Genomic DNA, 14,894 nt, shown 5'->3' on the forward strand with positions numbered 1-14,894 from the left:
TCGCCGATGGTAGTGTGGGGTTTCCCCATGTGAGAGTAGGTCATCGTCAAGATTCATTTCGCAAAACCCCTATCTGCGCATGCAGGTAGGGGTTTTGTCTTTATGCCGCAAAAAACCGTAAGCGATCCATAAACCCCACCCGTTACATGAAGGACGGGGAAATCAGGTATTCGAGTCGGGCACCTGCCCCGCTCGAGTCTTTAACCCGAACAACTGGTCAGCTAGCTGTCGGCCTCGCTCCAGCCCCTCCGCCGTCAACCAGATGGATTTGTTTCTATTAACCGGATCACTGATTAAACCCCGTTCATGCAGTCGATTCATGATTTCGAAGTCAAATCCTTTCCACGCGTTACCTTTGTCGGAGCTATAGGCTGCCAACAAGGCAAGCACTGCGTCTTCAATCAGTTTTTCGTCGTATTCCATGGTCGTTACCCCGCTCTTGTCCTTCAAACGCTTCGTAGGCCCCATCTGACCCACGATGGGGGAGCACTTAACTATGTATTTTAGGCGTGCAATTCCATGGCAGCAGTGCTTCGTAGTCTTCCACGGAGGACGCCTGCGGCAGGCGTTCCAGTGCGTGGCGCAGCCACGCATAGGGCTCTTGGCCGTCTCGACCAGGCTGTAAAGTTGCGCACTGGCCGTCGCCCCTCTGGGCGTGTCACTGAACAACCAGTTTCTTTCTGCCGATGACAAACGGGCGGATCGCACGCTCGGCTGCGTTGTTGTCGATCGGTAAGCAGCCGTGCTCGATGTGGAGCACAGTATCGGGGATCAGGTAAGCGCTTTGAATGTGGGGTTCATGGAGCGCTTACAAAAAACCAGGCACCAGCGCAGCCCCTCTGTGGGAGCGGGCAAGCCCGCGAAGCAGGCGACGCGCTGCATGGCACCGGCTGCGCCGGTGTTCGCGGCCACGGCCGCTCCCACAGGTTCAGCGTAAGCCAGAGGCCAGCGCCGTCGAAGGTAGTAATCAACAACCTCTTCCGGCATCGCATAAATGATCACTCTCAGCATCTTCAACTCCGGGAGATCACGAGAAAATGACCATAGGTTCAACCCACAACCATCCCGCAGACCTGGCCATCGAGCCATCCCTGCCCATGCGGCCGTGGGCTGCGCGTTACCCTAATCCTCCGGATCTTTGCTTTGACTATCGCCTTACATCGATACCCGAAACATTCGCATACAGCGTTGGATGACAGATCGAAACGCGCTCGGTTGCGCAAAACTGTACCGTGCTGGCACCTACTACGACGCCGTAAGCCTGATGAAATACAACCGTGATCTGAGTGCCAGTTCAGGCTTGTATCTGGCTGGAGAGTCCTTCTCTGTTGACGCCGGCTGGACCGAGCCCTGTCTGCGCACTGCGCTTGATGCGGTCATCAATCTGTGCAGCAGAACTTCGGCATCATTCAATGGTGGCTTCACCCTGAATCACTACCCACATTATCAAGCTGGGAAATAGCTGCATCCGGGCGTTTTTGTGGGAAGTCTCCCACTTGAGCATGTCTCTTGTCCTTCGACCCCATAGGAACGCCCCGACTGTCACTCCCCAGCCCGATCTCGCTTTACTGGCGCCCTTCCAAAACAACCATAAATAGGAAGCCGCCATGTCTGAACACCGCACCCCCGTCAGCCCCGTACGCATTGCTGTGCTCCAGTACGACCCTCAGGTTGGGCTCGAACATTGCGATGGCAACTTGAGCAGGGGCCTGGCATTGGCTCGCAGCGCGGCGCGTGAAGGCGCCAACCTGATCGTGTTGCCCGAGCTGGCCAACACCGGCTACACCTTCCACACCCGTGCAGAAGCCTATGCCCATGCCGAGACGCTCGAGGAAGGCCGCAGCCTGCAAGCCTGGGCCGATTTCGCCAAGGAACACCAGGTCTATCTGGCCGCCGGTTTTGCCGAGCGCGACGGGCTGAAGCTCTACGACAGTGCCGTGCTGTTCGGCCCTGAAGGCCTGCTCGGTCACTACCGCAAGGCCCACCTGTGGAACCAGGAAAAGCTCTGGTTCACCCCCGGCAACCTCGGCTTCCCGGTGTTCGAGACGCCGATCGGCCGGATCGGCCTGCTGATCTGCTGGGACATCTGGTTCCCTGAGGTACCGCGGCTGATGGCAGCGCAAGGTGCCGACATCATCTGCAGCCTGAACAACTGGGTATGGACCCCACCACCGCTGTTCGATGAAGCAGGGCGCTGCATGGCCTCATACCTGACCATGACGGCGGCACATGTCAACAACGTCTACATCGCCGCAGCCAACCGCATCGGCAGTGAGCGCGGTGGTCGCTTTCTGGGCTGCTCGCTGATCGCCGGTACCAACGGCTGGCCCATTGGTGAGGTGGCCAGCGCAGAAGAGGAGGGCATCCTCTACGCCGATGTCGACCTCGGCAGCGCGCGCTCGGCGCCGATCTGGAACAACCTCAACGACCTGCCACGCGACCGGCGCACCGACCTCTACGATGCGACCCTTGGCTATCGCCTGCATGCCGCGCTGCCGCGCTGAGGGCTCGCACATGAAAACGCTCCTGTGCTCGAACCGGCAAGCTGCGCCGGTGTTGACCTTCGGTTGCCTGCTGGTGCTGCTGAGTGTCAGCCTCGCCCATGGCCAATGGCCGGATTACCCGCAACTGGCGGCGACGCTCGATCAGCCGCTGAGCCGCCTGCGCTGGATCATCGGTGATATCAGCGAGGTGGCTTTCTACAAGCATGAACTGCCCGCGCTGGGCTTGCTGCTGGGGGCTTGCCTGGCGCACTGGGCCCACCTGCGAGGGTATCGCTGGCAGGGCTTTGCCGTCTGCTATGGCAGCGGGCTCTGGCCATGGGTGTTCATCAGTTCGCTGCTGGGGCTGCTACTCAGCCACGCGCTATGGGGATGGACCTTGGCCAGTGGTAGCTGGCAACCAACCTTTGTTGCCTTCGTTTCATTGCCAGCGGCCATGGTGCTGTTGTTCGGTGCGGGCTGGCAGGTAGCGATCAGCGGCGCACTGCTGGGGGCGCTGCTGGTTACCCCCGCCAGCCTGCTGATGGTCAACTTCCTGTGCTACCCCCTGCAACTGCCGGTGGTGGTCGGTAACGTGAGCGGCATGGCGCTGGCAAGCCTGGCAGCGTTCATGCTGTGCCGGCGCTTTCCATCCTGGGTACGGCACGCTCACCGGCCCGCTGCACCCGACGCCATGGCTGCCCCGCCCGACTACGGCACGGTCTGGACCTTGCGACGGGTGCTGGCAGATTTCAGCGAAGCGCCGTTCTTCGGTAATGAGCTGGCCAGCCTCGGGCTGCTGTTGGGGGTACTGCTGGCGTACCTGCTGGCCCCTGCAGCACCGGCCTATGGTTCGCTGCTGCTGGGGCCGATGGTCGCCGGGCAGGCACTGGCGTCGTTGTTCGGCGTGGTGTTCTGGCGCCGCCAGTGGCAGGCGCGAGGGTGGTATCCCACCTACATCCCCATCGTCTCGATCGTACCGGCGACAGTGCTGACTCACGGGGGAAATTGGCAAGTGGTTGTCGCCAGTGCCGTTCTGGGGGCACTGATGGCCCCGCCGCTGGCGGTGGCCATTACTCAGCGCTTGCCGGCCTACATGCACGGCTACATCGGTAATGTGCTGTCGATGGCCATCAGCACGCTGGTGATCGTGCCGCTGGTTGGCGTGCTGACGGGAGGTGGCGCATGAAACAGCCATCAGACCTGCCCAGGCTGTCGATCGCCAGCCTGGGTGGCACGGTGAGCATGCAGGCGCGTGACCGTGGAGGTGCGGTGAGGCCAGAACTGGGCTGCGATCAGCAACTGGCCAACGTGCCCCAGCTGCGTGAGATGGCCCAGCTTGAACTTGCCACTCTGGGGCTGCTCCCCAGTGCCTCGCTGGGCTTTGTGGCATTGCTCGAGGTGCTGGCCTGGGCTCGCGCGGAGGTGGAGCGTGGGGCACAGGGGGTGATTCTGACCCAAGGTACCGACAGCCTCGAGGAAACGGCGTATTTCCTCGATCTGCTCTGGCCGTTCGATACACCGCTGGTGATGACCGGTGCCATGCGCGCGGCCAGCCAGCCGGGCAGTGATGGCGCGGCCAACCTGCTGGCGGCGGCACAGGTTGCACTGGCGCCGTGCAGTCGTGGGCGCGGTGTGCTGGTGTTGATGAACGATCAGGTTCACAGTGCCGACAGGGTGCGCAAGACGGCAAGCCTGGCGATGGCTGCCTTCGAATCGCCCGGTTGTGGCCCGCTGGGTGAGGTGCAGGAGGGGGCGGTGGTCTATCGGCAACCGCCGGTGCGACGCGAGGTGCTGCCGCTACCGCAGCGCACCGAACATCGCGTAGCCCTGCTGGAAGCCTGCCTGGACGCCGATGTGGCGCTGCTGCAGGCTGTGCGCAGCCTGGGCTACGAGGGGCTGGTAATCGCAGGCTTCGGCGCCGGGCATGTTTCCGCTGGTTGGGCCGAGGTGCTGGACGACCTGGCGCCTGCCATGCCGGTGATCGTTGCCAGCCGTACCGGTTGCGGCCCTACCGCCCGCGCGACCTACGGGTTTGCCGGAGCCGAGATCGACCTGCAGGCCAAGGGCGTGCACATGGCCGGGCTGCTGTGCCCGCGCAAGTGCCGCATGCTCTTGTGGCTGTTGATCGCTAGCGGCCGGCAGCAACAGCTGCCTCATTGGTTGCCACACTGAGCAAGCTGCCCGCACTGCTGCGGGCAGCCCTTGGCCGGTTCTGTGCTAGGGTGCACACACTTTTGCTTTTCAGGATGTCCACCCATGCTCCCCGCACTCAGCGAAAAAGAACTCGCGCGCCTCGAAGACCTGCTGATCACCTACGGCAATGACTACTCGGTGCTCAACCTGGCCGAGCTCAATGGCTTTTTCACTGCCCTGGCCAGCTCGCCGACTACTGTCATACCTGAACAGTGGCTGCCTGCGGTGGCCGGCGGCAAGGTGCCGAAATTCAAGAAGCCAGCGCATGAAGAGGCGTATACGGCGTTGATGCTGCGCTATGCCAGCCAGGTGGCGGAGGAGTTGGGCGACGATGTCGACCACTTTGAGCCGCTGTTCGAAGAAAGCGAAGGCGAAGAGGGCAGTGTAACCATCATGGAGGAGTGGTGCTTTGGCTACATGCGCGGCACCCAGGTCGCCGGCTGGGCCGAGCTGCCGCTGGAACAGGACCAACTGCTCAAGGCCATTTCGCTGCATGGGCTGGAGGACAACTTCGAGCTGCTGGACCAGATGAGCGAAGCGGATATCCAGGCCTGCGTGCCTCAGGTGACCGAAGCAGCACGTGCGTTGTTCCGGTATTTCAAACAGCCACTGCAGTGATGCTGCCGGCCGGCACCGGCTTGTAGGAGCGGCCTTGTGTCGCGAAAGGGCTGCGAAGCAGCCCCGCGATCGTTGCATTGACGCTGAAATCCGGGGGCCGCTTTGCGGCCCTTTCGCGACACAAGGCCGCTCCTACACAAAGCGTGGGCGGGCTGAAATCTCCATTATTCCGCCCTGCGAAATTATGGTTTCCCCGCCACGCGGATTCTGCTGTCAGCCGAACCAGTGCAGCATGTGCTCCACCAGCCCATCCCGGTGCTGACCAGGAGCCAAGCCCATGTCGAATCCGATCAAGCTTTACAACTTCCCCAAGTCCGGCCACGCCCACCGCATCGAACTGATGCTCTCGCTGCTGAACCTGCCCACCGAGCTGGTGTTCGTCGACCTCGCCAAAGGTGCGCACAAGCAACCAGATTTCCTCGCCCTCAACCCGTTCGGCCAGGTTCCGGTGATCGATGACAACGGTACGGTGATCGCCGATTCCAACGCCATCCTGGTGTACCTGGCCAAGAAGTACGACACCGGCAGCTGGCTTCCCGAAGAGCCTGCTGCGGCCGCCCGCGTGCAACGCTGGCTGTCGGTCGCCGCCGGCCCGCTGGCCTTTGGCCCGGCCGCCGCGCGCCTGGTGACCGTGTTCGGTGCGGCGTTCAACACCGATGAAGTCATTGCCCGCGCCCACACCCTGCTCAAGGTGATCGACGCCGAGCTGGCCAACCGGTCGTTCCTGGCAGGCGATACGCCGACCATCGCCGACGTCGCCAATTACTCGTACATCGCCCACGCGCCGGAGGGCAATGTGTCGCTGGAGCCCTACGCCAACGTGCGCGACTGGCTGGCGCGGATCGAGGCGCTGCCGGGCTTCGTGGCCATGCCACGCACTGTGATCGGGCTGCAGACCAGCGCCTGATACCCCGCCACCACGAGGACGCCGCCATGCAGCAGAACCCTGACCAACGCCTCTCGCCATGGCATGCGGGCGAGAAAACCCTGCAGGAAAAGGTGGGTGTAGCGCAGCGCATGGAGGCGTTCGGGCAGAAGGTCATTCGTGACTACATGCCTGACCAGCATCGCGAGTTCTACCATCAGTTGCCGTTCATGGTCGCCGCCAGCGTCGACCCACAAGGCCGGCCGTGGGCGACCCTGCTGGAAGGGCCGGAAGGGTTCGTCAGCTCGCCAGACCCGCGCCAGCTGACGATCGACACCCAACTGCCAGCCGACGACCCCGCCACCCCGGGGCTGGCTGCCGGGCAGGCGGTCGGCCTGCTGGGTATCGAACTGCACACGCGCCGGCGCAATCGCCTCAACGGGCGGATCCGGCAGGCGGTCGATGGCCGTCTGCAAGTGATGGTCGAGCAGTCGTTCGGCAACTGCCCGCAGTATATCCAGCTGCGTGACTACACCCGCGTCGAGGAACCCGCCCAGGGGCGAGTCGATGCGACAGCACTGGATGCCACGGCGGTCAGCATGATCCAGGCAGCCGACACCTTCTTCGTCGCCAGCTACGTCGAGCACGACGACGGCCGGCGTTCGGTGGATGTCTCACACCGTGGCGGGCGGCCCGGGTTCGTCAAGGTCGAAGGCAACCGCCTGAGCATCCCCGACTACGCCGGCAACCTGCACTTCAACACCTTGGGCAACCTGCTGGTGAACCCGCAGGCCGGGTTGCTGTTCATCGACTTCAGCAACGGCAACGTGCTGCAGCTTTACGGGCATGCCGAGCTCGTACTGGAAAGCCCCGCCATCCAGGCGTTCGAAGGCGCCGAGCGCTTGTGGACCCTGGACGTCGAGCAGGTGGTGTGGCGCCCGGCCGCTGTTGCCTTGCGCTGGGCGTTCAGGGAATACGCGCCGACCAGCCTGGCCACCGGCACCTGGGCCGAAGCCGAAGCGCGCCAGCTGCAACGCCGGCAACAACGCCAATGGCAGGCCTGGCGGGTGCTGCGGGTCGAGCAGGAGAGCCGCGATATCCGTTCGTTCTACCTTCAGCCACCTGCCGACAGCGCAGTGACCTTCGCCCCGGGGCAGCATGTGCCGGTGCAAGTGCCGCTTGACGAAGAGGCGCCGCTGATCCGCACCTACAGCCTGTCCAGCGCGCCTTCCGACGGCTACCTGCGCATCAGCGTCAAGGCCCAGGGGCCGGCTTCGCGGCACCTGCATGAGCGGGTCGTGGCAGGTGATGTGCTGCACGTGCGCCCACCGATGGGCAGCTTCATGCTGGACCCGCAGAGCACCCGGCCGCTGGTGCTGATCGGTGCCGGTGTAGGTATCACGCCGCTGCTGGCCATGCTTCGCGAGCAGCTGAACAAAGGCCCGGCACGGCACATTCATCTGTTCCACGGCGCACGCAGCCTGGCCGACCTGCCATTCCGGGCGGAGCTGACCCGCTTGCAACAGAACGCCGGAGGCCTGCTGCAGGTGCACCGCGCCCTGAGCCAGCCGGAAGACCACGCCCTGGCGGGCCGTGATTATGCGTTTGCCGGCCGCCTGGGTATCGAGCAGGTCAAGGCGACGCTGGCGCTGGACGACTACGATTTCTACCTGTGCGGCCCGGGCAGTTTCACCCAGGACTTGTACCAGGGCCTGCGCGCAGTGCATGTGCCGGATGCGCGCATTCATGCCGAAGCCTTCGGCCCGTCGACCCTGCGGCGGCATACCGATGCTGGTCAGCCAACCCTGCAGCAGCCGCCTGCTGCCAGCCAGCCGGTACCGGTGTATTTTGCCGCTTCGGCCAAGGAGGCGCGCTGGTCACCCGCCAGCGGCACGCTACTGGAGCTGGCCGAGGCGCGCGGGCTGTCGCCGGAGTTCAGTTGCCGGGGTGGATCGTGTGGTACCTGCAAGACCCGTTTGCTCAGTGGCCAGGTGCATTACCCGAATCCGCCAGCGGAAATGCCGGAAAGTGGTACTGCGCTGATCTGTTGCGCGATACCGGCGCGGGTGGAAGAGGGAGGGCAGGTGTTGGTACTGGATATCTGATATGCCTGTACCGGCTTCATCGCCGGCAAGCCAGCTCCCACAGGTACTCCACAGGTTTCGGCAGCTGTAGAGTACCTGTGGGAGCTGGCTTGCCGGCGATGAGGCCAGAGCAGACAACACAAAACGCCCAGATGAAAGATAATCCCGGCACTTCATGGCCCCAGGAGCCCGCATGGACCAGATCCACCTGATGAAGGTGTTCGTCGCTGTAGGCGAACTGGAAAGCTTCGCCGCCGCCGCCCGCCGCCTGGACATCTCCCCGGCTGCGGTCACCCGCGCGGTCAGCGCCCTGGAAGAACAACTCGGGGTCAAGCTGCTGCTGCGCACCACCCGCAGCGTGCGCCTGACCGAAGCCGGCGGCCGTTACCTGGAGGACACCCGGCATATCCTCGCCAGCATCCACGAGGCCAACGAAGCGGCCGCCGGCATCAACGCCACGCCCAAGGGCGAGCTGGCCGTCACCGCACCGATCCTGTTCGGCAAGAAGTTCGTCATGCCGTGCATCGTCCGCTACCTGCAGCAATACCCCGAAGTCGATGTTTCCGCCTACTTCCTCGACCGCATCGTCAACATGGTCGAGGAGGGCATGGATGTGGCCGTACGCATCGGCCCGTTGCCCGACTCCGGCCTGAAAGCGCTGCGGGTGGGCAGGGTGCGGCGCATGTTGTGCGCGTCACCCGACTACCTGGCCCGGCATGGCGTGCCCAGGCACCCGTCCGACCTGGCAGGGCATGCGGTGATCGGTACCACCAACCTGTCGCCGCGCGCCGGCTGGCGTTTCGGGGTGACCGACGAACCGACCCTGGTGCGCGTCAAGCCGCGCTTGACCGTCACCAGCAACGACGGCGCAATCGCTGCCGCCAGTGGCGGGCTGGGGATCGCCCGCCTGCTCTCGTACCAGGTGGCCGACGAGCTTGCCAGCGGCCAGCTGCAGGTGATCCTGGCCGAATACGAAGAGGCGCCGTGGCCGATCCATGTGCTGCATCGGGAGAGCAAGTACGGTTCGGCCAAGGTCCGGGCGTTCATTGACCTGCTGGCGCAGACACTGAGGGCTCAGCAGCTGGATTGATTCAACGGAGCAGGGGGAATGTAAAACAACCCGGGCATTGCTGTTCCAGCCATTCCTTGGCTCTTTCGCTCAGAAAATATCCTTCATGGCTCAGGTGAATTGAATGAAGAAGAACCCGGCGTCGTCGCCTTCCTTGCCACGGCGCGCCTGCATGTCCACGAACAGATAGCCGTTACCTTCGCCAAACAGCCCACCATGTGCCGGACTGGCTTCGGCCACGTCGGCGTCCACCAGTTGCATCATGAACATGTAGCGCGGTGGTTCGTAGATCGGATCCTGCAGCCAGCAGGGGCGGCCGCTGGGCTTGCTCAGGCCGATCCCGCTGTCCTCGTCCTCATGCTCCTCGTCATGCTCCTCGTCGGTCATCTCTTCGAAATCGATGAACGCTCGCTCCAGCAGCAAGGGCGGGGTGCTGGGCTCCAGTGGGTGGCTGGCGAGTTCATGCAGGATGACCCGGGCAAAGCCACCGCTGATGACGTTCTGCAGTTCCGACTGCTGATTGACTGTATAGCGACGCTGGAGCGGGCGGCTGAAGCCACCGTCCTGCTGTTGCTCGACGGCGAGGAAAACCGTGATAGCCATGCCTGGCGGGACGAACCGGGCCGGTTGGAACTGTTCGGTCAGGGTCAGGATCGGCGTCATCAACCCACCGGTTTGCGGGTTGGCCGGCCACAAGGAAAGGTCCTTGAGCAAAGGCGCACCACCGATCTGGCCGAAGCCGCGGTCTTGTTGGGACAACACGATTTTCTTCATGGCTAGTAACACCCTTTGCTTTTGGCGAACGACTTGGCGTAGCGCCGGGCCGTTCTCAGTTGTTGGATTGTGACATCTCCCTGAGTCACCAACGATTGGTAGATGGCCTTGGACATCAGGCGGATCTCAAGCTTGCCGCTTTTAAGCATCTGGTTAGGCTTGAGGCCCATTGCCTTGCGCAACCGGTTCTCTGCGGCATGCACCTGGTCATGATGCTTTGGCGTCAGGGCAATCGAAGGGTTGCCGCGCATCCTGCGGTTTGTCGGTGCAATACCGGTATCCTGCAAGAACTTGTTACGCAGAATCTCATGAGCTTCAAGGCCATCGCCTCGGTGCGCCTTGGCACCATAGCCCGCGGTCTCACCTTCCTTCAACAGACCCCATGGGTCGATCCAGGTAAACGGGTTGGGCGCATACTCGTAAAGGTTCAAACCACCGGCCAGACCAATCGGGTCAGGCTGGGTAAAGCGGCCTATCTCCGGGTCGTAAAAGCGGAACAGGTTGTAGTGCAGGCCGGTTTCGCGGTCCAGGTACTGGCCCTGGAAGCGCAGGTTCTGTGCTTCCGGGAGACGGGTAGCCCGCTGTTCATCCCAGCTTGCGCCCCAGGTCAGGTAGCGCGCCGACCACACCTCCTCGCCGGCGTCATCGGTCAACTGCTCCGGCAGGCCGTTGATGTCATTGTGGTAATGCAGCACCCGCTGGTGAGCACCCAGGCCGTCCACCCGGGCCAGCGGTTCGTGGCCATCGTCCTCGTACAGGTACAGCGCCTGCCGGCCATTGTGCTGCTCGCCGAGCAGGCGCAGGCCACTCCAGCTGAAGCGGGTGCGGCCGACCACCTGGCCGTCGAGCGTCGATTCGATCTTCTCGGTGCGCCGGCCCATCGGGTCGTAGCGCATGTCGATGATGCGTTCCCGCCCGGGTTGCAGGTTGCGCACCTGCACCAGCCGGTGCTCGGCGTCATAGCGAAAAAGCTGGGTGCCGCGTCGGCGGCTGCGCTTTTCCACCAGGCGACCGAAGCCATCGTAGCGATAGCGCTTGTCCTCGAAGGTCAGCAGGCGGTTGTGCCGGACCAGCCCGGCGCCTGTCGCCACCGGGTCGAGCAGGTTGCCGGCCGGGTCGTAGCGGAATGCTTCGCGCTGGCCGACAGGGCTGTCCTGGCGCCCCAGCACATGGCCGCAGCCATCATGCTGATAAGCCTGCACATAACCGTTGCCCGCGTACTGCACCTCGCGTACGGCCAGCAGGTCGGCCGCGTCGAACTGGTAGCGCTGCTGGTCCGGCGCCGGGAGGCGGCTGGGTTGTGCTGCCGGGCGACGGAGCAGGGTGCGCAGGCGCCCGCCACGGTCGTACTGGCGTTGAATCGCCAGGTTGCCCTGCAGGCGCAGTGTTTCCCGGTGCACGCGGTCACGCTCGAAATCGCACACCACCTTGCCATCGAGGTTGATCTGGTGCAGGTGCCCGCTGCCGTAGTACAGGCGGTTGATCCAGCGGCCGTCGGGGACTCGCGTACGGGTGAGATTGCCAAGCGGGTCGTACTGGTACTGCACGCTGCCGTGCGCGCTGCGTTCTTCCCGCAACTGGCCCAGTGCATCGAAGGCGAAGCCCAGTTCCTCGACCTGGCCATCTGCGGCGGTACGACGGATGGCAACCACGTTGTCCAGCGGGTCGTTGCAGTAGTCGGTGCGTCCGTCATCGCTATGGCGGGTCAGTAACCTACCGCCTGCGTCGTACGTCATGCGATGAATGATCGGCGCCTCTGCGCTGCCCGGCGCAGGCAGGAAGGTCACCTGGACAAGGTTGTCCAGCGGGTCGTACTGGTAGCGCCGCAAGCCGCCGTCCAGGTCGCGCTCGGCGATCAACCGGTCGCCTGCATCCCATTCGAAACCGTAGGCTTCGCCATTTTCGTTGTACAGCGCGAGCAGGCGCCCATGGTTGTCGTACTGGTAGCGCACCTGCCGGCCGAGCGCATCGATGCGCAGTTCCAGCTGCCCGCGGCGGTTACGCCGGTACTGGGTAACGTGGCCTGCCGGGTCAAGGTGCTGAACCAACAGGCCGCTGGCATCGAGGGCAAACGCTTCGCTGCGGCCATCAGGCAAGGTCACGCTACGCAAGCGACCCTTGCCGTCATGCTGGTAGTCGGTACGCTCGCCCTGGGCGTCAGTGATCGATTGCAGGTGGCCCAAGGCGTCGTAGGCGAAGCGGGTCAGGTAGCCGGAGCAGTCCCGCTGTTCGACCAGCAGCCCTTGCTCGTTCCAGCGCAGGTGGCGGCTGGAACCGTTGGCATCGATGATTTCGACAGGGTTGCCCTGGCTGTCGTGGCGATACCGTGTGTGCTGGCCCTGCGGGTCGGTTTCGCGTGTGCAGTTGCCGCGTTGGTCGTAGGCGAATGTCCAGCGGTGCCCCGCCTGGTCGGTCTGGCTGCGCGGCAGCGACCAGTGCTCGAGCCACTCGGTTGACTCGCTACGCCCCAGCGGGTCGACCGTTTCGGCAAGGTTGCCCGACTCATCGTAGAAAAACTGCCAGCGTCCATCCATGGGGTCGCTCGCCGCGAGCAACTGGCGCTCGTCATTCCATTCGAAGCGCCAGGTCCGTTCGAGTGCATCGGTGTAGGCGGTGATCTGATACTGCGGGTTCCACTGGCGCACGGCAACGCGGCCAAGACTGTCGGTCACCCGGGTGATGCCTGCGGCCACATCATATTCGAAGGCGTAGCTGTCGCCGCCGTTGGTCCAATGGCGCACCACCCGCCAAGCGTCCTCATGCTGCGCCCATTCGTAGAAGCAGCGCAGCCCGCCGCCGGTGCGGTGTTCGATCATGCGTCGGGCAGCGTCATAGGCGAAACTGCGCAGCGGCTGGCCTGCGCCATCCAGCACCTGCGCAAGGTCGCCGCTGGCGTCATAGCCATAACTGGCCAGGCGTTGCGATTCACCGCTCGCTGCGCGGAGGTCGACATGGCTCAGCCGTTGTGGCCATTGTTCGCTGTAGCTCAGGCTGACACGCACCTGGTCGAAGGTATCGCGCAACTGGCAAAGACGGCCCTGGTTGTCGTAGTCCAGGTAGATACGGTTGTCGTTGCGATCACCGATCTGGCTCAGGCGCAATCGATCGGGCCGCCCTGGGGTCGGCTGGAACAGCCGATATTCGCCTTCGCGGCTTTCGGTCAGCAGTTCGCCGTTGTGCGCCCGGCGCACGCTCAGCCCTTCACCGACGCTGAACACCGCATCACCCAAGGTGATGATGCCCATGTCCACCCGGCGGGCCTGCTCGTCGACCAGCACCAGGTGATCGTCTGTGCCAACTTCTACCGAAACTTCGTAAGGCAGGCTCCAGCCCGCGCCGAACAAGCCATCGATCCGCTCGTCGTGGCTGTTGTAGAAGCGTTGCCAGGCGATCGGCAGGGTAGCCTGCACGGTGAAATCGAGGTCTTCATCGCCACACAGGACCTTGCCGCCGGTCGCCGCATGTACCGGGTTGGGCGACCCGGCCATGGCCTGGGTAAGGGCGCCGGTCACCTGGCCGGTAACGACGCTGCTCACCCCGCCCACCAACATGCAGCCGAACTTGCTGTAAAACTTGCCACCGCGCCCGCGCAGCAGCATCAGCGCCGTCACCGCCAGGCCGATGCCCGGCGTCTTGCCGCTGCGAATCTCGCGCACCACGATCGGTTCGCCGCCGATGCGCACGTTGTTCGACACCAGGCCGCCATCGACGATCACCGCTTCGCAGGTGCTGCGGTCACCGCTGCGGCAGGCCGGGTGGCCGTTGATCAGCACCTTGCTCGACCCTTCGGCCAGGTACTGCGGTGGCATCGGTGGGTGCTTGCTGCACAGCACCTTGTCGTCCGGGACCGGCAGGGTGTTGGCTGCGGGGCTGGCCACGGTTGGCCGCCACATCTGCGAGAAGAAGCCCTTGGCCATGTCGAGGAAGGTTTCTTCCTTCGCCTCGCCAGCCGCAGCGCCGGCCTGCTCCAGCGGTGCCGGCGGGCCGGTGACGACGCCTGCGGCACGTGCCGCGCGCTTGCCGTTGGTGCGGGTATCCGACGAGCCACTGACAATGGTCGCCTGCACCGACGGCGGGAACAGGAAATTGCCGATGCCCTCGCATAATCGGCTCAGCCCGGTATCGGCGCCGGTCTTGGCCATGACCACCCCGACCACCAGGCCGACCACCGCGCCGAGCACGAAGCAGCCCAGGCCGCCGGTGGCCACGGTCAGGCCGAAGGCCGCCGCCACGGCGGCAGTGGCCAGGGCACCGATGGCCACGGTGGCGGCAATTTCCAGCACACCGCCGACGATGTCTGCCAGCATCGAGGTGTGCATCAGCGCGTCGCCTTCGCGGGCGGCCCACAGGGCGTCGGACATGGTGCGCGATCAGCCCAGGTTGTCGAAGTCGAGCGACTGCTTGATGGTTGCCCAGTGCGCCGCTTCGGCCGCGCCCAGCGGGCTGGCCTTGACGTAGCTCAGGGCAAACATCTTGCGCGTGCCGGGCAGCACCAGGGCCAGCTGGTACTGGTGGACCTTTTCCTGGCCCTTGCTGAACTGGCTGCTCAGTTCGATGGCGGCGATCGTCTGGCCGGCACCCACCTGCACGGCCTGGGCCGGCTGCATGCGCAAGTCCTTGACCTGCTGTTGCAGGCGCTGCAGCTGGCCATCGAAATTGCTCTGCAAGGTTTCGCCTTCGGCCAGCAGGCTGCGGCTAATGATCAGTGAGGTGGCCAGCGCCTCGAAGCGCAGGATATTGATGCTGCTGTCCTGCACGGCGGCATCGGGCAGGGCCAGGCGGAATTCGTTGATGCGATAACTCATTGC

General features: G+C 64.0%; 12 protein-coding genes and 2 pseudogenes. 8 read left to right on the plus strand and 6 right to left on the minus strand.

What is annotated here, in order from left to right:
• Nucleotides 1-162: 162 nt before the first annotated feature.
• The 3 genes and pseudogenes from C6A77_RS16840 to C6A77_RS25525 all read right to left on the minus strand — a co-directional run bounded on the left by C6A77_RS16840 (nt 163) and on the right by C6A77_RS25525 (nt 1,011).
• Nucleotides 163-423, minus strand: coding sequence for a DUF6429 family protein (locus C6A77_RS16840; protein WP_114170508.1), 261 nt, complete (start codon nt 421-423; stop codon nt 163-165).
• 67 nt (nt 424-490) lie between these two features.
• Nucleotides 491-754: pseudogene (locus C6A77_RS16845) on the minus strand (transposase); the annotation flags it as partial.
• Nucleotides 755-771: 17 nt separating this feature from the next.
• Nucleotides 772-1,011, minus strand: coding sequence for a hypothetical protein (locus C6A77_RS25525; protein ID WP_161959676.1), 240 nt, complete (start codon nt 1,009-1,011; stop codon nt 772-774).
• A 136-nt stretch (nt 1,012-1,147) separates the two neighbouring features.
• Here C6A77_RS25525 and C6A77_RS26010 point away from each other — a divergent pair.
• The 8 genes and pseudogenes from C6A77_RS26010 to C6A77_RS16895 form a co-directional block, all read left to right on the plus strand.
• A pseudogene (locus C6A77_RS26010) lies at nt 1,148-1,462 on the plus strand (amine oxidase); the annotation flags it as partial.
• A 145-nt stretch (nt 1,463-1,607) separates the two neighbouring features.
• Nucleotides 1,608-2,504, plus strand: a complete 897-nt coding sequence (locus C6A77_RS16860; RefSeq protein WP_114170478.1) for a nitrilase family protein — start codon at nt 1,608-1,610, stop codon at nt 2,502-2,504.
• Between the two features lie 10 nt (nt 2,505-2,514).
• A complete protein-coding gene (locus C6A77_RS16865) occupies nt 2,515-3,669 on the plus strand; it encodes a hypothetical protein (protein WP_114170509.1) in 1,155 nt (384 codons plus the stop codon).
• On the plus strand, nt 3,666-4,655 hold the full coding sequence (locus C6A77_RS16870; RefSeq protein WP_114170479.1) for an asparaginase: 990 nt from the start codon (nt 3,666-3,668) through the stop codon (nt 4,653-4,655). Before C6A77_RS16865 ends, C6A77_RS16870 begins: the two co-directional genes overlap by 4 nt.
• A gap of 84 nt (nt 4,656-4,739) precedes the next feature.
• Nucleotides 4,740-5,294 carry a UPF0149 family protein gene (locus C6A77_RS16875; RefSeq protein WP_114170480.1) on the plus strand — a complete coding sequence of 185 codons (555 nt, stop codon included), beginning with the start codon at nt 4,740-4,742 and terminating at the stop codon, nt 5,292-5,294.
• Between the two features lie 277 nt (nt 5,295-5,571).
• Nucleotides 5,572-6,201 (plus strand): glutathione S-transferase, encoded by a 630-nt coding sequence (locus tag C6A77_RS16880; RefSeq protein WP_114170481.1) that lies wholly within the window; start codon nt 5,572-5,574, stop codon nt 6,199-6,201.
• 26 nt (nt 6,202-6,227) lie between these two features.
• Nucleotides 6,228-8,264, plus strand: a complete 2,037-nt coding sequence (locus C6A77_RS16885; protein ID WP_114170482.1) for a pyridoxamine 5'-phosphate oxidase family protein — start codon at nt 6,228-6,230, stop codon at nt 8,262-8,264.
• A gap of 172 nt (nt 8,265-8,436) precedes the next feature.
• Nucleotides 8,437-9,333 (plus strand): LysR family transcriptional regulator, encoded by an 897-nt coding sequence (locus C6A77_RS16895; protein ID WP_114170483.1) that lies wholly within the window; start codon nt 8,437-8,439, stop codon nt 9,331-9,333.
• A gap of 90 nt (nt 9,334-9,423) precedes the next feature.
• Here the strand turns inward: C6A77_RS16895 and C6A77_RS16900 are convergent, their stop codons facing one another.
• The 3 genes from C6A77_RS16900 to C6A77_RS16910 are packed head-to-tail and all read right to left on the minus strand — an operon-like array spanning nt 9,424 to nt 14,891.
• Nucleotides 9,424-10,074, minus strand: a complete 651-nt coding sequence (locus tag C6A77_RS16900; protein WP_241507436.1) for a hypothetical protein — start codon at nt 10,072-10,074, stop codon at nt 9,424-9,426.
• Between the two features lie 14 nt (nt 10,075-10,088).
• A complete protein-coding gene (locus C6A77_RS16905; RefSeq protein ID WP_114170485.1) occupies nt 10,089-14,447 on the minus strand; it encodes an RHS repeat-associated core domain-containing protein in 4,359 nt (1,452 codons plus the stop codon).
• Nucleotides 14,448-14,456: 9 nt separating this feature from the next.
• Nucleotides 14,457-14,891 (minus strand): DcrB-related protein, encoded by a 435-nt coding sequence (locus C6A77_RS16910; RefSeq protein ID WP_114170486.1) that lies wholly within the window; start codon nt 14,889-14,891, stop codon nt 14,457-14,459.
• Between the last annotated feature and the right edge of the window lie 3 nt (nt 14,892-14,894).

Origin of the sequence: Pseudomonas sp. AFG_SD02_1510_Pfu_092 (assembly GCF_003331055.1) — a bacterium.
Lineage (GTDB): Bacteria > Pseudomonadota > Gammaproteobacteria > Pseudomonadales > Pseudomonadaceae > Aquipseudomonas.

Excerpts from the sequence above, each read along its gene's own strand:
- C6A77_RS16840 (WP_114170508.1), bottom strand. The coding sequence starts at position 423 with ATGGAATACGACGAAAAACTGATTGAAGACGCAGTGCTTGCCTTGTTG.
- C6A77_RS25525 (WP_161959676.1), bottom strand. The coding sequence starts at position 1,011 with ATGCTGAGAGTGATCATTTATGCGATGCCGGAAGAGGTTGTTGATTAC.
- C6A77_RS16860 (WP_114170478.1), top strand. The coding sequence starts at position 1,608 with ATGTCTGAACACCGCACCCCCGTCAGCCCCGTACGCATTGCTGTGCTC.
- C6A77_RS16865 (WP_114170509.1), top strand. The coding sequence starts at position 2,515 with ATGAAAACGCTCCTGTGCTCGAACCGGCAAGCTGCGCCGGTGTTGACC.
- C6A77_RS16870 (WP_114170479.1), top strand. The coding sequence starts at position 3,666 with ATGAAACAGCCATCAGACCTGCCCAGGCTGTCGATCGCCAGCCTGGGT.
- C6A77_RS16875 (WP_114170480.1), top strand. The coding sequence starts at position 4,740 with ATGCTCCCCGCACTCAGCGAAAAAGAACTCGCGCGCCTCGAAGACCTG.
- C6A77_RS16880 (WP_114170481.1), top strand. The coding sequence starts at position 5,572 with ATGTCGAATCCGATCAAGCTTTACAACTTCCCCAAGTCCGGCCACGCC.
- C6A77_RS16885 (WP_114170482.1), top strand. The coding sequence starts at position 6,228 with ATGCAGCAGAACCCTGACCAACGCCTCTCGCCATGGCATGCGGGCGAG.
- C6A77_RS16895 (WP_114170483.1), top strand. The coding sequence starts at position 8,437 with ATGGACCAGATCCACCTGATGAAGGTGTTCGTCGCTGTAGGCGAACTG.
- C6A77_RS16905 (WP_114170485.1), bottom strand. The coding sequence starts at position 14,447 with ATGTCCGACGCCCTGTGGGCCGCCCGCGAAGGCGACGCGCTGATGCAC.
- C6A77_RS16910 (WP_114170486.1), bottom strand. The coding sequence starts at position 14,891 with ATGAGTTATCGCATCAACGAATTCCGCCTGGCCCTGCCCGATGCCGCC.